Annotated in this window: 19 protein-coding genes; 12 read left to right on the forward strand and 7 right to left on the reverse strand. The window is 64.2% G+C overall.

Going from position 1 to position 22,576, the window contains the following annotated elements; translation table 11 throughout:
* The first annotated feature begins 70 nt into the window (after positions 1-70).
* From AB0H22_RS22715 to AB0H22_RS22725, 3 genes are all read left to right on the forward strand, one after another.
* The gene (locus AB0H22_RS22715; protein ID WP_255485939.1) at positions 71-316 is read left to right on the forward strand and encodes a hypothetical protein; all 246 of its coding nucleotides are present in this window, start codon (positions 71-73) and stop codon (positions 314-316) included.
* Between the two features lie 85 nt (positions 317-401).
* On the forward strand, positions 402-1,229 hold the full coding sequence (locus tag AB0H22_RS22720; protein WP_180750199.1) for an aminoglycoside 6-adenylyltransferase: 828 nt from the start codon (positions 402-404) through the stop codon (positions 1,227-1,229).
* A 40-nt stretch (positions 1,230-1,269) separates the two neighbouring features.
* Positions 1,270-1,635 (forward strand): RNA-binding S4 domain-containing protein, encoded by a 366-nt coding sequence (locus AB0H22_RS22725; protein WP_180750381.1) that lies wholly within the window; start codon positions 1,270-1,272, stop codon positions 1,633-1,635.
* Positions 1,636-1,639: 4 nt separating this feature from the next.
* Here the strand turns inward: AB0H22_RS22725 and AB0H22_RS22730 are convergent, their stop codons facing one another.
* Positions 1,640-3,256 carry a sulfite reductase flavoprotein subunit alpha gene (locus AB0H22_RS22730; RefSeq protein ID WP_358149192.1) on the reverse strand — a complete coding sequence of 539 codons (1,617 nt, stop codon included), beginning with the start codon at positions 3,254-3,256 and terminating at the stop codon, positions 1,640-1,642.
* Positions 3,257-3,389: 133 nt separating this feature from the next.
* Here AB0H22_RS22730 and AB0H22_RS22735 point away from each other — a divergent pair, with 133 nt between their 5' ends.
* Positions 3,390-4,166: a hypothetical protein gene (locus AB0H22_RS22735; RefSeq protein ID WP_358149194.1), complete on the forward strand. Its 777-nt coding sequence runs from the start codon at positions 3,390-3,392 to the stop codon at positions 4,164-4,166.
* Here AB0H22_RS22735 and AB0H22_RS22740 read toward each other — a convergent pair.
* The gene (locus tag AB0H22_RS22740) at positions 4,136-4,642 is read right to left on the reverse strand and encodes a DUF1802 family protein (protein WP_358149385.1); all 507 of its coding nucleotides are present in this window, start codon (positions 4,640-4,642) and stop codon (positions 4,136-4,138) included. The two genes, AB0H22_RS22735 and AB0H22_RS22740, sit on opposite strands and share 31 nt — an antisense overlap.
* 60 nt (positions 4,643-4,702) lie before the next feature.
* Entirely contained in the window at positions 4,703-5,590 is an 888-nt protein-coding gene (locus tag AB0H22_RS22745; protein WP_358149197.1) for a universal stress protein, read from the reverse strand.
* Between the two features lie 253 nt (positions 5,591-5,843).
* Between AB0H22_RS22745 and AB0H22_RS22750 the strand changes: the two genes are divergently transcribed.
* The 5 genes from AB0H22_RS22750 to AB0H22_RS22770 all read left to right on the forward strand — a co-directional run bounded on the left by AB0H22_RS22750 (position 5,844) and on the right by AB0H22_RS22770 (position 14,908).
* The gene (locus AB0H22_RS22750; RefSeq protein WP_180750195.1) at positions 5,844-6,176 is read left to right on the forward strand and encodes a hemophore-related protein; all 333 of its coding nucleotides are present in this window, start codon (positions 5,844-5,846) and stop codon (positions 6,174-6,176) included.
* Between the two features lie 272 nt (positions 6,177-6,448).
* Positions 6,449-11,875, forward strand: coding sequence for a glutamate synthase-related protein (locus tag AB0H22_RS22755; RefSeq protein WP_180750379.1), 5,427 nt, complete (start codon positions 6,449-6,451; stop codon positions 11,873-11,875).
* Between the two features lie 7 nt (positions 11,876-11,882).
* Positions 11,883-13,625, forward strand: a complete 1,743-nt coding sequence (locus tag AB0H22_RS22760; RefSeq protein WP_180750194.1) for a sulfite reductase flavoprotein subunit alpha — start codon at positions 11,883-11,885, stop codon at positions 13,623-13,625.
* Entirely contained in the window at positions 13,615-14,451 is an 837-nt protein-coding gene (locus AB0H22_RS22765; RefSeq protein WP_358149200.1) for a hypothetical protein, read from the forward strand. Before AB0H22_RS22760 ends, AB0H22_RS22765 begins: the two co-directional genes overlap by 11 nt.
* A 166-nt stretch (positions 14,452-14,617) precedes the next feature.
* Entirely contained in the window at positions 14,618-14,908 is a 291-nt protein-coding gene (locus AB0H22_RS22770) for a hypothetical protein (RefSeq protein ID WP_180750192.1), read from the forward strand.
* On the opposite strand, the gene AB0H22_RS22775 is transcribed toward AB0H22_RS22770, so the two are convergent.
* From AB0H22_RS22775 to AB0H22_RS22785, 3 genes are all read right to left on the reverse strand, one after another.
* On the reverse strand, positions 14,897-16,267 hold the full coding sequence (locus tag AB0H22_RS22775) for an LLM class flavin-dependent oxidoreductase (RefSeq protein ID WP_358149203.1): 1,371 nt from the start codon (positions 16,265-16,267) through the stop codon (positions 14,897-14,899). The two genes, AB0H22_RS22770 and AB0H22_RS22775, sit on opposite strands and share 12 nt — an antisense overlap.
* Entirely contained in the window at positions 16,264-17,511 is a 1,248-nt protein-coding gene (locus tag AB0H22_RS22780; protein WP_180750378.1) for an MFS transporter, read from the reverse strand. The genes AB0H22_RS22775 and AB0H22_RS22780 overlap by 4 nt, the downstream gene beginning before the upstream one ends.
* Positions 17,512-17,669: 158 nt before the next feature.
* Positions 17,670-18,152 (reverse strand): hypothetical protein, encoded by a 483-nt coding sequence (locus tag AB0H22_RS22785; RefSeq protein WP_180750190.1) that lies wholly within the window; start codon positions 18,150-18,152, stop codon positions 17,670-17,672.
* 146 nt (positions 18,153-18,298) lie between these two features.
* Between AB0H22_RS22785 and AB0H22_RS22790 the strand changes: the two genes are divergently transcribed.
* Entirely contained in the window at positions 18,299-19,750 is a 1,452-nt protein-coding gene (locus AB0H22_RS22790) for an amidase (protein WP_358149206.1), read from the forward strand.
* A 69-nt stretch (positions 19,751-19,819) separates the two neighbouring features.
* Positions 19,820-21,301 (forward strand): NAD(P)/FAD-dependent oxidoreductase, encoded by a 1,482-nt coding sequence (locus AB0H22_RS22795; protein WP_180750188.1) that lies wholly within the window; start codon positions 19,820-19,822, stop codon positions 21,299-21,301.
* A gap of 29 nt (positions 21,302-21,330) precedes the next feature.
* On the opposite strand, the gene AB0H22_RS22800 is transcribed toward AB0H22_RS22795, so the two are convergent.
* A complete protein-coding gene (locus AB0H22_RS22800; RefSeq protein ID WP_358149208.1) occupies positions 21,331-22,002 on the reverse strand; it encodes a (2Fe-2S)-binding protein in 672 nt (223 codons plus the stop codon).
* 114 nt (positions 22,003-22,116) lie between these two features.
* Here AB0H22_RS22800 and AB0H22_RS22805 point away from each other — a divergent pair, with 114 nt between their 5' ends.
* Entirely contained in the window at positions 22,117-22,572 is a 456-nt protein-coding gene (locus AB0H22_RS22805) for an SRPBCC domain-containing protein (RefSeq protein ID WP_180750187.1), read from the forward strand.
* Positions 22,573-22,576: the final 4 nt, after the last annotated feature.

Consider the following 22,576-nt stretch of genomic DNA (forward strand, 5'->3'; position numbering starts at 1 on the left):
ATCGATTAGCTGTTAGTTGAAAGTTTGGAGAGGTGCGGACATGAGAGTGTTGACGGCAGTGGGTTCGGCAATGGTCCTCGGCGTAGGCACGCTGATCGGGTCGCCGCTCGCGATGGCGGCGCCGGAGCCGCCGCCCGTTTGTTACGCGAACCAGCCGAGCGTCGGCTCCACCGAGTTCGACCCGTGTCTTGCGCCGGGTGATGTCGAGTACCAGCAAGGTGCGCATCAGCCGACCTATGAGGGCGCCAATCCGTTGACACCCCCCGGTGTCAATCCGTTCGTGCCAGATGGCACGAACAAGAACAACGCCGGCTAGCGAGCGACGCGACGCGCTGGGAACACCTGCTCGACACGCGGAAAAGCCCTTGAGAACACCGAGGTGGGCAGCCAAGGATATGGGTGTGAATTACGGTGAGGTGCTTGAGAAGTTGGTCGCGTGGGCGACTGAGACGGATACCGTCCGGGCGGTGCTTGTCACGGGGTCCGCGGCTACTGGGGATGCCCATCCCCTGTCAGATCGGGATATCGAGCTCTACGCGTCGGACCCCGATGAGCTGGTCGAGGACGATTCGTGGTGGTCATCGTTGGGTGAGGTCCTGGTCGTCGAGAGACTCGAGGATGAAGACCTCGGGTACCCCACCCGACTGATCTATTACGCAGGCGGAAAGCTCGACTTCACCCTGATTCCCTTCGAAGACCTCGCAGCGGCGGAGCACGACCGACCGTTTCAGGTGCTGCTCGACAAGGACGGCTGCGCACCCGATCCGGCCTCGGTGAGTGCGGGCGAGAGTGGACCGCCCGCGGAAGAAGAGTTCGAGGAGTGCGTGCATTGGGGCTACGCCGCGGCCCTGATGTGCGCGAAAGCGATAGTGCGCAATGAACTCTGGTCGGCGAAGCTGCGTGACCAAGACCTGAAGGAAGAGCTGCTGCGGATCATCGAGTGGGACCATCGCGTTCGGTATGGCACTGCATACGACACTCGATACCTGGGCATCCGCATGAACAGCTGGATGGACGCCGATGTCCGCGACGAAATCAACGGCTGCTGGGGCCATTTCGACGCCGGCGATACCACCGCGGCCCTGCGTCGAACGGTGGATCTGTTCGCGCGTCTGTCAGCGCGTGCTGGAGCAGCCCTCGGCTTCGAACCATTCCAGCACGAACGGCTACAGCACGAGATCGAGCAGATCTTGTCGCTGCGCGTCGAGGAGGTTGTCGCGCTTCCCTAATACCAGCACCCGCCGAGGACGGTGCTTCATGATGGATGCCATGGAGTCGTACCGCGTCGATCGGTGGCTGTGGGCGGTCCGGCTGACGAAGACACGGCCGGACGCCGCTGCGGCATGCCGAGGCGGGCACGTGCGGATCAACGATCGACCGGCGAAGCCGTCGACGACGGTGTCCCCGGGTGACGAGGTCCGCGCTCAGGTGGGTGACCTGACACGAATCGTGAAGGTGGTGCGGGTGATCCAGAAACGGGTTGGTGCCGCCGATGCCGTCACCTGCTACCTCGACCTAACACCTGCTCGGCCTGAGGTTCCTCCGGTTCTGGTGGCGTTGCGTGATCGCGGCGCCGGGCGGCCGACTAAACGGGACCGGCGAATGCTGGACAAATGGCGTGCGGGCCGGGAATGAGCCGTTAGTAGACGTCGCGCACGTATCGATGGCTCTTGATGAGCTCGTTGACGTACGCGTGTGCACCCGCGGCATCCATGTCGCCGCAACGGGCGACGATATCGTGCAGTGTCGCGTCCACATCCTTGGCCATGTGGTCGGCGTCGCCGCAGACATACACGTATGCGCCGGCCTGCAGCCAGTCGTACAGCTCTGCCGCGTTCTCCGCCATGCGGTGCTGGACATACCGTTTGGGTTCACCTTCGGCCCCGTCGCGGGAGAACGCGAGGTCGAGTCGCGTCAAGGTGCCCGAGTCGACGAAGCCTTGAAGCTCCTCGCCGTAGAGGAAACTGGTCGCACGGCGCCGGTCACCGAAGAACAGCCACGAACGCCCCGTTGCGGCCGCAGCCTGGCGCTCCTGCAGAAAGCCGCGGAATGGTGCGATACCTGTCCCCGGGCCGATCATGATGATCGGTACGTCGGCGGCGGGCAGCCGGAACGTGTGGTTGGGCCGCAGATGCACCCGCATCGACTGCCCGCGATCGGCCAGGAATGTCGATGCCACACCGCCATACGTGCGATCGGCATCGGTGTATCGGATCGTCGCCACGGTCAGGTGCACGGTGTCGGGGTGGACCGCCGGGCTCGACGCGATGGAGTAATCCCGGAATTGCAGCGGACGCAGGTTGTCGACCAGTTCGTCGACGGTCAACTCCCCCAACCTGATGAGGTCGAGGACGTCCTTGCCGTACAGCCACGAACCCGGCGCGGGAATGACATCCCCGCCGAGTGCGTCGACCGCCTCCGCGTTCTCTGTTCGAGTGGCCACGAGCGCCCGAAGTGTTCGCGAGGGGGTACGGATCTCCAGGTGCTCGGACAGCAGTTCACCGAACGGCTCATCGTGACCGGCTACCCGGTGATCGGCCGCGACGCCGAGCTCGGCGAGTATCGCCTCGACGAGGACGGGATCGTTCGCCGCGTGTATGGCAATCGAATCGCCTGCCTCATAGGCGATTCCGGACCCCGTGAGATCCACCTCGTAATGGCGGACTTCCTTATCGGAATCGGCAGCGGTGAGCAGTCGATTGACGAGAAGCCGGGCCTGCGCGGGTTCGTTGCGGTCGCGTTTGGGTGGGGCGGGCACCTCGGTCACGACGGTCGCCGTCGCGGGGCTGGCGTGTTCGGCTGCCAGGAGCTTGACCAGGTCGGTTGTCCAGTCCTTCGACTGCTGTAGGTAGGGGCCGTCGATGTCGATACGTTCCGCCAGCCGGGTGGCACCCAGGACCGCAAGGCGCTCATCGAGCAGCAGGCCCGCATTGCAGAAGAACTCGTAGCTGCTATCGCCCAGGGCGAGCACCGCGAAATTCAGATGCTCAAGCCGATCGGCGGCTTCGGCGCTGAGCGCCTCCCAGAACAGCAGCGCATTATCGGGAAACTCACCGTCGCCGAATGTCGACACCACCACAACGAAATGGGTGGCCGATTGCAGGTCCGCGATATCGACTTGATTGAGTTCGATCGCCTCGGACTTGATGCCGGTGGCCTCGTCCAGTGCCTCCGAGAACGACATGGCGGCGTCCTCGGCATTACCCATATCGGTGCCGTAGCCGACAATCATCGAGAAATCCGGCTGGGCGCCCACTGCACTCCCTCGCTCACGCGCGGGCTGGTCCCAGCGCTGGGTAAGGGCAACCTTACTTGGATGGTGACGGCCATTGGGAGCGCCCCCTCTTTTTGTCTGGGTGGACCGCGTATGAACCCGCTAGCATCCGAGAGTGGCCTGGCTGAATACCTGGTGGCAGTACGACGTGGTGGACGGTTACAAAGGTCCGCTCCTACTTGGCTTCGTGGCGTTCGTGGTGACCTTTGTGGTGACCCGCACCATCACCCGGCTCATCCGCGCGGGGAAGGGTCCCTTTCACAATATTTCCGGCGGTGGTGTTCACATCCACCATTCGGTACCGGGTGTGGTGATGTTGATAGTCGGTGGTTTCACCGCCCTCGGTTCGCCGCCACTGTCGGCGTGGACATACCTGGCGGGCGCGTTGGTGGGGATCGGTGCTTCCCTGGTGCTCGATGAGTTCGCGATGATCTTCCACCTGCAGGATGTCTATTGGTCGAACGAGGGCCAGTTATCGGTCGACATGGTCACGCTCGCCGCCGCGTGCATTGGCCTCGCCGCCGTCGGTGTGTCTCCACTGAACGTGGACGGCCTGACCGGTGTCATCGCAATTGCGCGTGGAGTCGCGGTAGTCCTGCTGCTCGTTCACCTTGGGCTGGTGGCGATTACCGCGCTGAAAGGCAAGTACCCCACCGCGATGATCGGGATCTTCATCGCTCCCGTCGCATGGTTATCGGCTGCTCGTCTCGCCCGTCCGACATCCCCGTGGGCGCGGTGGCGTTACTCGGCCGAGAAGGTCACGCGGGCGCGGCGGCGGGCGCTGGCATTCGACCGCAGGTGGGGTCCGCTGCGTGAGCGCTGGCTCGACGCCATCGGTGGCACGCCAACACCGGAACTCCCTCAAACACCGACGCAGTCGCGGACCCGCTGAACAATCTCGGCGAGCGTTGACTCTTGGTGCACCGGCGCCGCCCACTCCGGGGCAATCGCCAGCTGCACCCAACTGGTACAGCCGCCGTGTTCGCCGCTGCGCCGCAGCCGCACGGGTGCGACCAATGGGTGCACTCGCACCACCAGCGCCGTGAGACGGTGCTTGGGTCGAAAATCCAGGCGGTCCGCGCGTATCGATTCGGTTGTCCAGATATGCAGTGGTGCAATCTGTTCGAGCCCGTCGGGTTGGTTGACTTCGATGGCGGCGACAACCTCGGCGCCGGCGCGCACGATGACTTCGGTTTCGGTGCTATCGGCCGCGGCGGCTTTCAGCAGATCGTGGTGCTCTGGACGTACCCGCTCGGTGTGGCCGTGCACGACCGTCGGGAAGAGTAAGAACCGGGAATCGGCAAGTGTGAAACGCTTTTCGTGAATTCCGCCCTTGCGCAGCAGAATCGTCTGCCGACCGTCGAGCATGCCGTGTATCGCAGCGCTCCACTCCTTCAACGCGAGCTGACTGTCGGTCACCCAGCGAGCCTACGGCCGGGGTGTCACCAGTACCGGGCAGGTCGCCTTGTGTATCAGCGCATGGCTGGTGGAGCCGAGGAAGAAGCCTGCGATATCACCGCGACCCCGGCTTCCGGTGACGATCAACTGCGCATGTTCGGCATCGTGGAGCAGTGCGTCGGCAGGATGCCCGACCGCGACCACACGCCGGACCGTCACGTCCGGGTACTTTTCCTGCCATCCCGACAGACGCTCGGCGAGGATCTGTTCCTGGCGCTGTTCCTCCTCGACCCGATCGGTCGCGCTCCAGGCTGTGTAGGCGTAGACGTACCCCGGCGGAATGTTGTTCCACACATGCACCGCCACAAGCTCGACATCTCGCATCGCGGCTTCCTCGAATGCCCAGGCAATCGCGCCGTCACTGGAATCGGAGTCGGCGACGCCCACGACAACCGGTCCGGCTGCCGGTGCTCCAGATTCCCGGACGACGACGATCGGACTGTGTCCCTTTGCGGTCAACGTCACCGACACCGAGCCGGCCATCATCCCGGTGAATCCACCGAGTCCGCTGGAACCGAGCACCGTCATGACGGCGTTTCTGGACAGTTCGACGAGGATTGCCACGGGTTTACCGATCGCCTTGACGGTGGACACCTGAACATTCGGGTGTAATGCGTAGACGTGATCCTTGGCCTGACTGAGGAACTCGGCGCCGTCGGTATCCAGGTGTTGGAAGAAGCTCGCGGACGCCCCGAGGTTGTATCCCTGTCCGAAGCTGCCGTAGTCGACGGCATGGACCAGTGTCAGCGGCAGATTTCGACGCTCTGCCTCTGCCCCGGCCCAGGTCAAGGCGTGCAGCGCCGATGTCGATCCGTCGACACCCACGAGGATGTGGGGACTGGGCACTGTGGTGGTCATGGCTCCAACGCTATTGACCGCCTCGCATGGCCTCCATGGACCAATAGCCCCACTCTGAGTGACTTTCGCCCGTACATACGTGTGCTGGATCACGCCGTGCGGGGTCAGTCGTGTTGGCAGAGCAACTGTTTGGAGCCGAAGGTGCGGCAGTTCGCAGGACTAACGACTCTGCAGGTCCTGCTAGCGTGGTCAGTAACGGAATCCCATCGATGGTCGATATGCACGTCGGGGATGTGGCGGAAGGTAAACGAAAATGGCCTTGACGGCGAAGTTGATTGTTGGTTCTGGCGCGGTGCTGCTGTCGCTGGTCGCGGGTGGTGGGATTGCGTCTGCGGAACCTGACGTGAGTGCCATCGTCAACACCACGTGCACGTACCCGCAGATCATGGCGGCATTGAACGCGCAGTCGCCCGAGGCGGCGCAACAGGTGAACGCCAACCCGATCGCCGGAGCGTGGCTACAGCAGTTTGTGGCCTCTCCGCGGGTCAAGCGTCAGCAGATGGTCAACGAGGTCAGAGGGATGCCTGCGGTTCAGGAATACACCGTCCTGATCAACCAGGTAGCCACCTCCTGCACTAACTACTGACCGGCAGTTCTCACCCGCGCGTGGCCGGTGGCGTCTGTTGATTCCGAAGGCCCTCGATACACCTGGTGTCGGTGTGACGAATGTCCCTGCAGCTATCCGACTTGATGTACTTAGGCTAGGCTTGGTTTAACTGACCTCAATGAGCCGGTCATCAGCTCCCTGTCGGTTCGAGACCAAGCGGAATGCTGGTCAGGGCGGGTTCGCTCAACGAACGAGAAACCCAACGTCACACGCTGGATACGCCGTGCGCGGCGCTGGGTGAGGAGAATCGGCTGAACGGGCTGTATGACCAGGACCAGGAGAAAAGTAGCTGCGGCGTCGGCTTCCTGACCCGCAAGGACGGCATTCAGACACATGATGTCGTGCGCAAACTCCACGAGGCGCTGTGCGCGGTGCCGCACCGCGGGGGAATGTCCTCCGAGGGCGTCGGTGACGGTGCCGGCGTCAATCTTGACCTTTCCCTGCGTTTTTTCTCCGAGTTGACGGGCAACCCGCGACTGAGACTTGGACAGTTCGGTGTGGGTAACTTCTTCCTACCCAACGACCCGGCGTTCCACGCCGAGGCCGAAACGGTGATCGAGCAGGCACTGCTGGCGCAGGGTTTCACGATTCTGCTCAAACGTGATGTGCCGGTGGACAACAGCGCGATCCGCCCGGCAGCCGTCAAATACCAGCTGCCGGTTCGGCAGTGGGTGTTCCTTTCTGATTCCGACCGCGAGACGCACGAGGCGCTGATGGCGATCGAGGCCACCGCCTACACGCGCCCGGAACTGCTGGGGCTCTACCCGCTCTCGCTCAGCACCCGCACCCAGGTGCTCAAGGGTCGGCTCAACTCGAACGAGGTAGTCCCCTACTTCAGCGACCTGTCCGATCCCCGCATGGAAGTGCACTCGATGTTCTTCCACACTCGTTTTTCGACGAACACCGCACCGAATGCCACCATGGCCCAGCCGTTCCGGTTGATGGCACATAACGGCGAGCTCAACACGGACAAGAAGAACCGCCTGTCGGAGAATGCGATGGCGCGTGCGCGTAATCGGGCGATCATTCGTCCCCTCGGGCAATCGGACAGCTGCCGGTTGGACCAGACCCTGCAGAGCCGGGTCCTCGAGGATGATCTCGACCTCGTCACCGCCGTCGTCGCGATGATGCCGCCGGCGTGGGAGAACGACACGACACTGTCGCCGCGGGTGACCGCCATGTTGGAGTACTTCAGCCTCTACGAGGAGAAGAATGACGGGCCGGCTGCGCTGATATTCGGTGACGGCAACATCATTGGTGCGCGCCTGGACCGGCTTGGCCTGCGGCCCCTGCGTACCGTCGAGACGGCCGAGTACCTGGGTGTGATGTCCGAGGCCGGGCAGGTGTACTTCGACCCTGCCGAGGTGCTCGAGCGAGGCCGTATCGAAGCGGGCGGCATGCTGTACTACGACCACAGCGAGCGCCGGTCGTACGGCACCATCGATGCGCTGGAAATGCTTGCGGCGCGGCATGATTACCCACAAATGCTGGCTCGGGCCCGGGTGAATATCGCGGATCTCCCGGACGTTTCCCCCGTGGACCAGGGCTCACCGGCGCGCTACGACGGTGACCTCGACCGCCACCAGCGGTATGTGGCCTACTCGCTCAACCAGGAGAGCTTCAAGTTCCTGATGGACCCAATGCTGGCCACCGGCCAGGAGAAGATCTCCGCGATGGGGTACGGAGCAGCCATCAACGCGCTCTCCAATCAGGAAGGCGGCGTTGCGAAGTACTTCTCGCAGCGGTTCGCGCAGGTGACCAACCCGCCCCTGGACAGCATCCGCGAAGCGGACGGCATGACCCTGCGCGTCGCACTCGGGGCGAAACCGAACAGCGGCGCACAGGGCGCCCCGCAGATCGTGGTGCCCTCCCCCATCCTCACTCATCTCGACATGCTCAAGATCCGGGATCAGCACCGCACCCCGGTCCGGCGCTTCGGGATGCGCTACCGGGTTGATCTCTCGGATGCGGTGTCTAACTCCGATCGGCTCGTGCAGTCGATCGACGAATTATGCGACACGGTAGAGGAATTCGCGCGGGAGACGGGCGGTATCGCGGTGATCTCCGATCGCCACGTCTCGCGTGACCGCGCGGCGATGCCTCTCATCATCGTGATCTCCGCCATCAACCAACGGCTGATCGAGGAAGGCCTGCGGTTGCGCGTCTCGTTGATCGCTGAAAGCGGTCAGCTGTGCTCCTCGCACCACGTGGCCGCAGTGCTGGGATTCGGTGCCTCCGCGGTGTATCCGCTGGCGGTGCAGATGCGGGCAGAGGAGAAGTACGGAACTGACGTAGACGACGCGGTCAAGGCATTCAAGCATTTCGCCAAGGCCGCCGAAAAGTCGCTGATGAAGACGATGGGCAGGGTCGGCCTCTGTACCGTCGAGAGTTACATTGGCGGGGAGTTCTTCGAGCCCAACTACCTGGACACCGCGGATTCGGTGTTGCGCAAGTATTTCCCCAACGTCATGTCGCCGGTGGCCGGTGTCGGCTTCTCCACGCTGGCGGCAGGCGTTGCCGACTGGCATGCGCGGGCACTCGCGGTAACGGGAGAGAAGGACGTTCCGCTCCTCGGTCTGTTCAAGGAACGGGCCGAGGGGGCGGGCCACTCCTACGGCACGACGGCGGTGCGCGGGTTCGTGGACATGACCGAGGAGTCGATTTCGTTCGGCGACGAAGCGCGGCCCGAGAACCCCGGCATGACTGACCCGGCCTATTTGAGGCTGCTGCCGCTGCACCAGCTCGAGGGTGCTTTCGGCCTGGACGATGATGCCTACCGCAACAACAGCTTCGACGAACTTCCTGCGCGCGCGGTCGACAGCTTCGATATCACTCCCGGGTACCGGAACTTCGTCCGATCGATGAACACCGAACGCACCCGGCGCCCGGCGGCGCTGCGTGATGTGCTGGCGCTTCCCGCCGACGTCAACTTCGTGCGCACGGCCGCCGAATTCCGAAGGGAAATGGGCCAGTTCGCCCGTTTCGGGAACAACGACTTTCAGGTGCGGGGGCTGTCCTGTCGGCAGGCGGGTGATGATTTCGTGCTACGACTCTCCCACACCCACGAGCGTCTCACCGCGCTTGCGGCCTCGCTGCGTGCGAGGTTCGGCGGCGAGATCACCGGGCAGGAGATCATCGACGGTGAACTGAGGCTGCGGGCGACGGGCCAGGCCGGGAGCTACCTGGCGAAGATCAGGACAGCGCCGGAATCGATTCCGCTGCCTGTGGTGCAACCGGCCAGCGAGATCACGCCCGCCCTCACCTCGGGAGCCATGAGCCACGGCGCGTTGGTGGCCCCGGCGCATGAGGCGGTGGCTCACGGAACCAACCTGGTCGGCGGCTTGTCGAACTGCGGTGAGGGCGGTGAGCACATCAGCCGGTATGGCACCATCCGCGGCTCCCGTATCAAGCAATTCGCGTCGGGCCGTTTCGGGGTGTGGGCGGGATATCTTGCCGACCCGATGCTCCAGGAGCTGGAGATCAAGATCGGCCAAGGCGCTAAACCCGGTGAAGGCGGCCAGCTTCCGGCGCCAAAGGTGACCGTTCAGATCGCGGCAGCGCGCGGTGGGACCCCCGGTGTTGAACTCGTCTCTCCCCCACCCCATCACGACACGTACTCGATCGAGGACCTGGCTCAGCTCATCCACGACTGCAAGGCGGCCCGTGTCCGGGTGATCGTGAAACTGGTGTCCTCCGAGGGCATCGGCACGATCGCGGTGGGTGTCGCGAAGGCCGGGGCCGATGTCATCAACGTGGCGGGGAACACCGGCGGAACCGGTGCGGCGGCCGTGACGAGTCTCAAATATGCGGGCAGGTCGGCAGAGATCGGTGTCGCCGAGGTCCATCAGGCGCTCTGCGCCAACGGTATCCGGCAGAAGGTGGTGCTGCGCTGCTCGGGGGCACACCAGACCGCCAGTGACGTCATCAAGTCGGCGCTGCTTGGGGCGGACAGCTTTGAGTTCGGCACCACCGCACTGATGATGCTCAAGTGCGTAATGGCCAAGAACTGCAATATCAAGTGCCCAGCCGGGCTGACCACCAATGCCGAGGTTTTCGAGGGTGATCCGCGTGCGCTTGCGCAGTACTTGCTGAACATCGCGCACGAAGTGCGAGAGATCTTGGCGACGCTAGGCATGAAGTCACTGCGCGAGGCGCGCGGGCGCAGCGATCTGCTGCACCTACTCGACCATCCCTCCAGTATCGGCAGGCTCGACCTGCGCCGAATGCTGGCGGTGGCAGAAGAATTCGTGGTCGATAACCCCGTGTATATGGAAAAGGACTACTCGGTGGACGACCGGTTCGCCGACCAGCTCGATTTCGATGGCGTGATGCTGCCGCCCCTGCAGCTGACCAACCAGAACAAGAGTGTGGGCGGGCAGCTGGCGATCGACATCGAGCGGACGCTCAACTATCGGGGGGGCGATGGATCGGCGGTCGCCGCCGACGAGCGTGGCCGTCGATATCTGTTGCCGGATAGCGTCATCGTCACGACCACCGGCTCCGCCGGCCAGAGTTACGGCGTCTTCTGTAATGACGGCATGGTGCTCACGCACACGGGCACCTGCAACGACGGCGTAGGCAAGAGCGCCTGTGGCGGCACGATCACGGTGCGCTCACCCGGCGGCGGTTCGGGCACTCACGGCGGCAATGTCCTCATCGGGAACTTCGCCCTCTTCGGTGCTTCCGGAGGTCGGCTCTTCGTCGAAGGACAGGCCGGGGACCGTTTCGCGGTCCGGAACTCGGGTGCGACCGCGGTGGTTGAGGGCGTTGGCGAATTCCTGTGCGAATACATGACAAACGGCGCGGTGCTCAATATCGGCGGCTTTGGTAAAGGCGTCGCCAACGGGATGAGCGGCGGGTTCCTCTACCAGTACGACCCGCAAGGCCAACTGCCGTCCAAGGTGAGCACCGACTCGGTGCTGGTACTCCCCGTCACCGACGCCCCGTTCCACGAGGCCGCCGCGCGCATCCTGCTCCAATGGCATGTGGAGGCCACCGGATCGGCGCGAGGCCAAGCCCTGCTCGATGATTGGCAGATCACCCGGCAGCACCTCGTTTACACGATGTCGCGGGCTCTGTTGCAGTACCAGGACTCCGACGCCATTCTGCAGGGCAAGACGCGCAAGGAGCTCCTGGACGAGCTCACCGCGGCCCTGGCCGGCTACCAGGTGCACAAATTCAAGCTGTCCTACCGTGACCAGCGCGATGTCCTCGGCGGTTCGGTGCCCGCATACGGTGAGACCGATACCGAGGGCATGTACGCGCTGCTCAACACTTACACGGTGCTGAACATGGCCCAGCAGCTCGCGCTGTCCCGGATGCCGAACGTCACGGACGTGACCGATCCGCGGATCGGCAGGGCGGTACGCAATCTCGTGCTCACCGAGGACTTCTTCTTGATTCAGAAGCTGCAGAAGTACGCGCGAGAGGCGATCGACGGACATACCGACGAGGACCTGGCCGTGCTCATCGCGGACAAGCGGCTCACCGACTACAAGGACGCGCTGAGCCAGCGCAACGTGCTGTCGATGGACAGCCCCGGCACCTATGGCTGGATCCTGCACCAGAGTGCCAAGAACATCGACAAGATCGGCCGCTTGCCTTCCTTCGAAGAGCTTTTCGCGCATCATGCACTGCCGGTCGTCGCCCTATCCGGTCCCGCCCTCCAGACCACGTGAAGAAGCCATGAAGATCGCATACATTCCCGAAGACGCCCCGTTCAACGAGGACCAGCGAGCCTGGCTCTCGGGTTTCCTGGCGGGCCTGCACTCCCGCCTCGCGATGAACCTGGCGTCGCCACCCCCATCGGCCACCGCCGACCTGACGGCTCCGCGTCCACCGCTGCGCATCTTGTACGGCACCCAAACCGGAAACGCCGAGATCGTGGCGGGCGATACCGCGGCGGCCGCCAAGGCTCAGGGATTCGACGTGACGGTCAGCGGACTCGACGAGATCGCTCTCGATGAGTTCGCCGGACTGAAATACGTCCTCATCGTCACGTCTACCTATGGCGAGGGCGAGATGCCCGATAACGCCGAATTATTCTGGGAAGCACTGTCTTCGACGCTGGCGCCGCGCCTGGAAGGGGTGTCGTACGGAGTGCTGGCGCTCGGCGACACCAGTTACGACGGGTTCTGTCAGGCGGGAAAACTCATCGATACACGGCTCGAGCAGTTGGGCGCGAGCCGTGTGGTCGGGCGCGCCGACTGCGATATCGACTACGAGGCGCAGGCCGCCGAGTGGGTCCTGGGTGCGGTGGGGAGCCTGGTCACCTTGGCCGGAGCCAGTGGCGGCCCGGGAACTCCCCCGCCGAGCATCGTGGTGCGCTCCGGTTGGACCCGGAAGAACCCGTTCCCGGCGGAGGTACGGGTCAACCGGTTGCTCTCACGGGCGGGTTCGGACAAAGAGATTCGGCACTACGAGTTCGCGCTCGCCGACAGCGGCATCGTCTACGAGGCGGGTGACGCCCTGGCTGTCATCCCCGAGAACGACCCGGCACTGGTGGAGGCGATCACGGATCACTTCCGTGTCTCCGCCGGCACCCTCGTCGACGGCGAGCCCCTGGGCGAGCTGCTGGGCAGGCGCTACGAGATCAGCACACCGTCGCGAGATCTGTTGAGCGAGGTGGAGAGCCGTGCGGAGAGCGAGGAGTTCTCGCACGCCTTGCGCGGCGGGGTGAAGGAGGTGCTGGACACCTGGCTGTACGGCAAGGACATTCTGGACATCCTTCGTATCGGCGGGGACGCGCTGAGCCTCGAGGAGTTCATGGGCCTTCTCAAGCCGCTGCCGCACCGTGCCTACTCGATCTCGTCGAGCTCGCTGGCCCACCCGGACCGCATCCACTTGACGGTGGCCAGTGTGCGGTACCAGAGCCTGGGTCGTGAGCGCGGCGGCGTGTGTTCCACCTTCCTGGCCGACCGCAGCGGCGATGCGCGAATCTTCCTGCAGCCCAACAAGTCATTCCGGGTGCCCAGCGACGGCGACGCTCCGATGATCATGGTCGGCCCCGGTACGGGCGTGGCACCCTTTCGGGCATTCCTGCAGGAACGCGAACAGAGCGGTGCGGGAGGCCGCAACTGGCTCTTCTTCGGTGATCGGCGCCGGGCCCATGACTACATCTACGAGAGCGAGCTCGAAGGCTGGCACGCCTCCGGTCTTCTCGATCGTCTCGACCTGGCCTTCTCCCGCGACCAGGCCGAGAAGGTCTATGTGCAGACACTGATGCGTGAGCATGGCAGGGATCTGTTCGCATGGTTGCAGGACGGCGGGCACTTCTACATCTGCGGTGATGCGACGCGCATGGCCAAGGACGTGGACAAGGCGCTGCACGAGATCGTCGGTGAGCACGGCAGATTCAGCTCCGATGAGGCGTCCGAATACATCAACACGCTCAAGCGGGAAAAGCGGTACGTCCGCGATGTGTACTGACGGCCGGCGCTGCGAGCATTGCCCCGCCCGGCGGATCGCCGCGGGGCCAAATGCCATTGCCGAAGCACTCTCCGCCCTTGGCACGGTGGTGGCGGTCACCGCGAACGATGCCGCCCTGCTGAGCCATACCGGCGAATACCTTGAACCCTCATTTCCCGGGGAGGCGCTCAGCTGCGATGAGGAGTACATCGCGCTCCGGCTGAATCCGGCGCTCGTCCGCGACGCGTTCCTGGCCCCGCGCGGCCTGACGATGGTCGGTGACACCGGTACTCACCGCGCCTATCTCACTCCGCTCTCGGATCGGCTGGTGGTGAGTGCCCTTGAGTTGGCGCCCGCGGTGATTCCGGAAACGTTCCCCGTCACCGACTGGTCTGAAGTCAACTGGCGTGACACCGACCAGCTCACCCATCTCGACGCGCTCACGCCCGGGCGTTACCGGATACTCCCGTTTACCGGTGCACGCAAAATTGACTCTGGGGTGGTCCCCTATCTCTTGGCGCACCTGGTGGACGTGGACATGCCGTTCACGATCGCGGTCCCCGGCGGCGGCTGCGTACAGCTGCACCGCGGCCACGCCGCGATGGTCGAACAGGCTGGTGCACATATCGCCGTCATTTTCGGGGCCTCGCGGTACGCCATGGACCCGGTGTTCATCGCCGAAAGCTGGGTGACATACGCGCATGGCACACAGGGGCTGACATCCTCGGTGGAGCTGTACGACCACAGTCACCGGTGTGTCACCACCATCACGCAGACGGGGCCGATCACGGCGCGACTTCACCAGGCGTGGGAACACATGGTTGCTTCGCTGCCGGACGGCGATTGACGGCGGTACGCCAGATACTTTGATGCGCTGCTCACAGCGGGCAACCGGTGGCGTGTGAACAGATTGAGATGTCCCGGTGAATTGGAGGCAGCGTCCGGGAAATTGTGCGGCTCTAGCGTGTGCGCATGGAAGCGACACCCGTAAGGCGAAGTATGGGCGGTGAACCGTGAGCGGCCTGGTCACGGTCGTCAATCCGATTCTTCCCGGCCGGAATGCGGAAACGCGGCAGGCGCAGTACTACCAGGATCTCCTCGGCGATCTGCATTCGGCGGCCCAGCGAGAGTTGGATGATCATCTGGCTTCTCTTGAGCGAAGAAGGCTGAGTGGCAAGCCGTCCAACCTCTCCCGCCTGCATCGGCTCGTCGGTGCTAAGCGCGCAGAATTGGCTGCCCTCGACCAATTGCTCGTGGCGCTGAGCGATCGATTCGGCGACCACTCGACTCGGTCAGCCGGGTAGCCTCGCCCGGCGGTACGACGTCCCCGGGTGGTCACCGCCAAGCCGGGGTCCAGCACCGCCGAGGTGCTGACGCAGGGTGGTTCGCTCCCGCTGATGCGGCACCCGGCCGCGGCGGCGCAGCTCGGGAACGACGAGGCGGCCGAAATCGGTGAAAGTTCCGGGAGTCGTGACGTACGCGATATTGAAGCCGTCGACATCGGCCTCATCGACCCAGCGTTCCAATTCGTCGGCGACATCGGAGGCGGAGCCCACCAGAACCGGCCCGCGGCCGCCTATCCCGATCTCTTCGGCCAATTCCCGCGCTGTCCAGGTGCGGTTCGGGTCTTTCGTGAACGAGGCCAGGGCCGAACGATTGGCATCGGTCTCGACGTGGCGCAACGGCTCGTCGGGTACTGCCTCGGCCAGGTCGACTCCGGTCCAGCCGCCGAATAATGCCAATGCTCCTGTGGGGCTGACGAATTGGCGATATTCCTGCAGTTTGTCGACCGCCAGCTCGCGGGTCTCGGCGACGATCGGTGTCACCATCGTGAACACCTTGATGGACCGCGGGTCACGGCCCAGTTCGGCCGCGGCCGAACGCAGAGCCTGCACGGGCCCGCGGACCACCTCAGGGGTCGGGCCCGATACGAACACCGCTTCGGCATGGGCGGCCGCGAATCGGACACCGCGCGAGGACGCGCCGGCCTGGAACAACACCGGCGTGCGCTGCGGGGACGGTTCACACAGAAACGGTCCCGGGACGGTGAAATACCGCCCGTGGTGCGCGATGTCGTGGACCTTGGCGGGTTCGGTGAAGATGCCTCGCTCGCGGTCGCGCACCACGGCGCCGTCCTCCCATGAGCCCTCCCACAACTTGTAGCAGACCTGCAGGTATTCGTCGGCGATGTCATAGCGCCGGTCGTGCGGTATCTGCGAGTCCAGACCCAAATTCCTTGCCGCACTGTCCAAATAGGAGGTCACGATGTTCCACGCGACCCGCCCTTCGGTGAGGTGGTCGAGGGTCGATAGCCGGCGGGCGAGTGCATACGGCTGCTCATAGGTGAGCGACAGGGTGATCCCGAATCCCAGTGTCTCGGTGACCGCCGCCATCGCCGAGACGGCCAATGACGGGTCGTTGACCGGGAATTGCGCCGCGTCGGCCACTGCAGCGTCTCGTGATCCACCGTAGACGTCGTACGCGCCCAGCACATCCGCGAGGAACAGCAGGTCGAAACCGCCGGTCTCAAGTGAGCGGGCGAGCTCGGTCCAGTAGCTCAGCGTGCGATAACGGTGCCCTTGGTCCTCGGGATGGCGCCACAGGCCCGGTGATTGGTGGCCGACACACGCCATATCGAAGGCGTTGAGATAGATCCTGCTCACAGTGAATCTCCGATCCGGTCGCGGTAGGTCTCACGCGCAGCACGTGCCGAGGCGAAAGTGAGCGCCGCCAGCGCCAGGTAGTAGACGACGATGGGCCAGGGGTTGCCGTGATTCGCGGCCAGCAGCGCCGCGGCGATCAGCGGGGCGAATCCGCCGGACAGCACGGCACCGAGCTGGTAGCCCAGAGATGCCCCGCTGTACCGGACGCGAGTGTCGAAGAGCTCTGCGAACCATGCGGCCTGGGGCCCATACATCGCGTCGTGGACGACGTTGATCCCGAAAACGATCGACAGCACGACGAGGATCTCCGACCCGGTGCGGGCGGCCAGGAAGAACAGTGCCAATGCCACCGGGCCCGCGACGGCACCGAACAGATAGAGCGGCCGGCGCCCAAGCTTGTCCGAGAGCGCGGACCATGCGGGAGTGCTCAGCAGGCCGATCGCCGAGGCGATCAGGACGGAGGTCAACCCGACTTGGCTGTCCTTGCCGAATATGTCTTGCAGGTAGGTCAGCGAATACGTTGTCAACAGCACAAACAGTGCAATCTGCGATAGCCGTAAGCCAGTGGTCAGCAACACATTACGAGGCTGCGTGCGCAGCACCTCCACGACGGGAAGCCGTGCCACCTCCCCTCGCGCGCGCACCTTCTCGAAAACCGCCGAGTCGCTCAGCCGTAAGCGGATCGCCAGACCGACGGCCACCAGGATGATGCTGCTGAGGAAGGGGATCCGCCAGCCGTAAGCAAGAAATGCTTCGGACCCGGTGAGCGCACGGGTCAGCGCGAAGACCCCAGTGGCCAAGAGCATTCCGGCGGGTGAACCCAACTGTGTGAAACTGCCGAACAGCCCGCGGCGGCCGGGCGGTGCGTGTTCAACCGCCAGCAGCGCTGCTCCGCCCCATTCCGCACCGGCGGCCAGCCCTTGTAGAACTCGCAAGGCGGCGAGGGCGATCGGTGCCAGGACTCCCACTTCGGCATAGGTCGGCAGCACACCGATCACCGCGGTGGCGATACCCATGAGCAGCAGCGCCCCGACGAGAACGGTTTTGCGCCCCACGCGGTCCCCCAGATGCCCAGCGATCACGGCCCCGACGGGCCGGGCGCCGAAACCTGCCGCGTAGGTGGCGAACGAGGCGAGAGTCCCGGCCGTCGACGAGACGGTCGGGAAGAACAGCGGTTTGAGGACAAGTGCTGCGGCCGTCGCGTAGAGGTAGAAGTCGTACCACTCGATCGTGGTGCCGACCATGCAGCTCAGTGCGACGGTGCGTGGACTCGGGACTCCCCTATCGGCCGGTCCACCCGCATGGACGGCAGGTGCCGCGCTGGTGGTAGTCACGTGACGCCATGGTGTATCACCGGGTTGCCGGCGGGAACCTTTGCGCTCGGCGGGATTTCAGCAGCGGACTAGACACCACCGGCCCGCATATCGGGCTGAGAATCCTCCAATGGGGCGAGGATGACGGTGAGCCACGTGAGCGCCAAGGTGGCAGCGGAAAGCGCCGCGGCCACTGTCCACCACAGCGGGTCGGATCCGTCCGCCGTCTGATGCCACCACAATGCGGCCAGGCTGATGACTGTGCTCAGCGCCGCCGTGTAGGCCGCCGCGCAACACCACCGGAAGTACCGGCGACGCAGCGCCACCGCCGAAACCACGCAGGCGACCAGGAACATGGCTGCTGTCCCCGGTACCACCGCGTCGACATGCAGGGTCGGACTGGCATGCGCACCCAGATTGGACCAACGCCCCACCGCGGCCACACCCAGGACGACAGTCGCCACCAGCGCGACTCTCCGTCGCGAGGGGCTCATCCACACGTCCTCGAGCACGCGCAGCTCGATAGCGCGCAGCGTGTCCTCGATCCCCGCGTCGTGCCGCTGAGTTCTCACCCGATGCCTCCTGATTCCGAACAGCCTCGACACTAGAGGTCGTACGGATCGGCGCAACAGTTCCCTAAGACCTTCATTCGAAATCGATCGACGTTGCGCGAAGCGGCATTTTATGTCCTCGGAGGCAGGCCGATAGCGTCCGATTGATGGAGTGGAGTTTTCGGTCGGCCGAAGAGCTTGCGACCGCGTTGCGTACCGGTGCGGTGACATCGGTGGCCCTGACCGACGAGGCAATCGCCCGTATTGAGCGGGACGATGAGGTGACCAACGCGATCTGTGTGCCGGACTTCGATCGCGCGCGGGCCGCCGCAGATTGTGCCGACCAGGCGCGCGCCCGCGGCGAAGACGGGCCGTTGCTCGGTATTCCGGTGACGGTCAAGGAGTCTTACAACATCGCGGGGCTGCCCACGACGTGGGGCGCGCCGCTGCACAGGAATTACCTACCGACCGAGGATGCGGTGCAGGTGTCGCGTCTCAAGGCAGCCGGGGCGGTGGTGCTCGGTAAGACCAATGTGCCGTTCATGCTGCAAGATCTGCAGAGTTTCAACGAGATCTACGGCACCACCAACAACCCGTGGGATCCCAGCCGCACGCCGGGCGGATCCTCCGGTGGATCAGCGGCTGCTCTGGCATCCGGATTCGGCGCACTGTCCATCGGCTCGGACATCGCCGGTTCCCTGCGGACCCCCGCGCATTTCTGCGGCGTTTATGCACACAAGCCGACACTCGGTCTAGCGGCGAGCCGCGGCATGGTCCCGCCGCGTGCGCCGGCATTGCCTGCCGACCGTGACCTGGCCGTGGTCGGTCCGATGGCGCGCACTGCCCGCGACCTCACGCTGCTGCTGGATGTGATGGCTGGACCGGACCCACTGACTCGTGGAGTCGCGTTCGACCTGGCTCTGCCGCCCGCCCGCCATGAACGGCTCTGCGACTTCCGTGTCCTGGTCCTCGATGAGCATCCACTCATTCCGACCGGGTCCGCGGTGCGGGCGGCCGTGAACCGAGTCGCCGACGCGCTTCTCGCGGGCGGCGCCGGCGTGGAACGGCGCAGTCCGGTGGTGCCCGATCTGACCGAGGCCGCGACGCTCTACATAGAACTACTGACGTCGAACGTCGCCGCAGGTTATTCGGTGGAGAGATACGCACAACTGCGATCCGACGCCGCCACCCTGAACACGGACGAACGGGGTTTTAACACGGCGTGGTTGCGTGGCCCGGTGTTCAGCCACCGCGACTGGATGGAGGCGAACAACCGCCGCGAGCTGCACCGCCACGGCTGGCGGCGGCTCTTCGCCGAGTTCGATGTCGTGGTGTGTCCCATCACGCCGACTCCCGCGTTCCCGCACGACCACGAACCGAATCTGGGGGAACGGGGCATCGATATCGACGGAGCCATATACCCGTTCGTCGACCAGTTCGTCTGGGCCGGACTGGCGACTATGCCCGGCCTGCCCGCCACCGCCATACCTGTGGGCCTCTCCCCCGAAGGTCTGCCGGTAGGAGTGCAGCTCATCGGCCCGATGTTCGAGGACCGCACCCCGCTGCGGCTGGCCGAACTGCTCGAACAGAAAATCGGCGGCTTCCACGGACCGAAGTAGGGATGAGCCGGCATGGCGTACATCTGGACGGGTCGACCATTTATTTGCGGTGACGGCTAGCATTGGGACATGACAACGCAGTTTGACGCCGTCATCATCGGTGCCGGTTTTGGCGGGATGGGGGCGGCAATTCAGCTCAAGGAGCTGGGCCTGACCAATCTCGCGATTCTGGATCGCGAGGATGACCTCGGTGGGACCTGGCATGTCAACCACTACCCCGGCCTGGCCGTGGATATCCCTTCGGCGACCTACTCGTACTCGTTTGAGCCGAACCCTTACTGGTCGCGGTTGTTCGCGCCCGGCTCGGAGCTAAAGCAGTATGCCGCCCACGTGGCCGAGAAGTACGACTTGCGCAAGTACATGCGTTTCAACACCCCGGTATCCGGCACGCGCTGGGATGAAGAGGAACAGCACTGGGTGGTGACGACCGAAGCCGGCGATACCGTGACCGGCCGCTATCTGCTGACGGCGACGGGATACCTGTCCCAGCCGAAGATGCCCGATATCGAAGGCATTGAGACCTTTGCCGGTAAGGTTATTCATACCACCAAGTGGGACAACAGCTTCCGCGCTGCAGGCCATAAGATTGGCCTGATCGGCACGGGCGCCACCGCCGTCCAGCTCATCCCCGAGCTCGCCAAGGATGCGCAGCACCTGACCGTGTACCAGCGCACCCCAATCTGGGTGGTGCCCAAGGCCGACGCCAAGGTCCCCGGCGTGGTCAAGCAGCTCTTCGCGCGGGTACCGCGCACCCAAAAATTGGCCCGCACAGTGGGGTCGGCGATTCTCGAGGCCATCATGGTGGGCGGGGTGCTGCATTTCCGCCAGTTCCGGAAGCTCAACACCGGGGCCGCAACGCTGGCCAAGGCGCACCTGTTTGTGCAGGTGCGTGATCGCGAGCTGCGCCGCAAACTCACCCCGGACTACGACTTCGGCTGCAAGCGCCCGACGTTCTCGAACTCGTACTTCCGTGCGTTCAGCAAGAAGAACGTCACCCTCGAGACGGCCTCGATCGAACGCATCGAACCCGATGGCATCGTCACCGCCGACGGCCGCAAGACAGTCATCGACACCCTGGTGCTGGCCACGGGATTCAACCTCTGGGAATCAGCCTTCCCGGCGTTCGAAATCATTGGCCGCGAGGACTACAACCTCGGAAAGTTCTGGCGGGACAGCCGTTTCCAGGCATTCGAAGGTATCGCAATACCCAAGTTCCCAAACCTGTTGACGCTCAATGGCCCGTACTCGTACAGCGGGTTGTCCTACTTCGACACGATCGAGTCGCAGATGCGTCATATCAAGCGCCTCTTCGGCGAAATGTCGCGCACCGGTGCGGAAACCTTCGAGGTCACCGAGGAAGCCAACACCGAATTCCTGAACCGCATGGTCGGTAACCTGGACAATTCGGTGTTCTATCTCGGCAGCTGCCAGACGGCGCGAAGCTACTACTTCAACCAGCACGGCGAGGCGGCGCTCCTGCGTCCGACCTCGACGGCCAGCGCCTACAAGGAACAGGAATCCTTCCCGCTGGAGGCGTACCAGCTCGTTTAGTCGGGTGCCTCAGGACTTACCTCAAGGCCTTACTTCAGGACACAGTCACCGCACACCGCGGAGCGGTCGTCGGTGAGCTGGTAGATGAGGCAGCAGCTCCGCCTACGGAAATCCGGTCCGGCACGCAGGGCGCCGTCGTCGATGCGCGGATCGCGCAGGTACGTATCGGCCGTCTCGCGGGCGGTATCGGTCAGCTCGGGTCGCGATGCGGCGATAAGGTACGCGGCACTGTTCACGGCTGATCCGACGTTTCCCCACAGGACACGGTCACTTACGCCGGTGCGGTCGAGGAATCGCTGCGTGAGCACGACGACTGCCGGACCGAGACCGGTGCTCCCGGGTTCCGTCCGCACGGTTACCGACAGTGGAAACGGCCCGCCCAGTTGGTCCTGCCACCACAGATCATCCAACTCCTGTGAGATATGGACCTGGCCGCATGCCATGGCGCCGATCACCGGCGCGATGATGCGTGCGACGAGTCCGAGGTGGGCGATGGAGGAAGCCACGCGGAGGTCGACGTCATCGGGGTCTTGTCCGGTGCGTGCGGCGAGGGCGTTTCTGACGGCGTTGATGCGAGTAGGCAGCCCTGCTGGTTCGTCGACGAGATCGGCCATCGGCCGCCACGGTGCTACCGGCGCATCGCCGACATCGTGTGTCTCGACGACGAAGAAGGGCCCGAATGTCGATAGCTCCGTGAGCACACGCCGATGATGCCACCGTCCGGGTAGTTCCGATCAAGATCCCCGCGCGCATTCCGTGCGTTAGGTTGAGGACTGTCAGCGCATTCGACAGGCGTTACAAGGGAGGGTGGGCCCGTGGTTGAGCAGGTCGGGGACCTCACATCAATCGGTTTTGAGTATCACTACTCGTGTCCCGCCAGCGGGGTGTGGTCGGTACTGACCTCTCCGTCGTTGTTCGGACAATGGGTCAAGGATTTCGACCCGGTCCGGTACGAGAAGGGAGTTGCCTTCTCGTTCAATGTTTTTCCGTTCGTGGGAAGCGGCTTCGTGGGTGCGATCGATGGTCGGTTCACCGATGCCGTCGTCGATCGGCTGTTGGCGTACCGACTGGCCACCCGCGATGGTTCGATCACCATAGACTCGCGCTGGTCGCTGAGTCCGGACGCGGAGGGAACGCGACTGGTGGTCGACGCGACGGGATTCGATCCGGGCGACCACGAGCAGATGAAATTCAGACAGCTGTGTGCGGTCGGATGGCCCGCGGTGCTGGACCGAATCGACGAGATTCTGCGCGAGCGGTCAACGCCGTGACGTG

The organism is Mycobacterium sp. NPDC050853, assembly GCF_040653875.1.
Lineage (GTDB): Bacteria > Actinomycetota > Actinomycetes > Mycobacteriales > Mycobacteriaceae > Mycobacterium.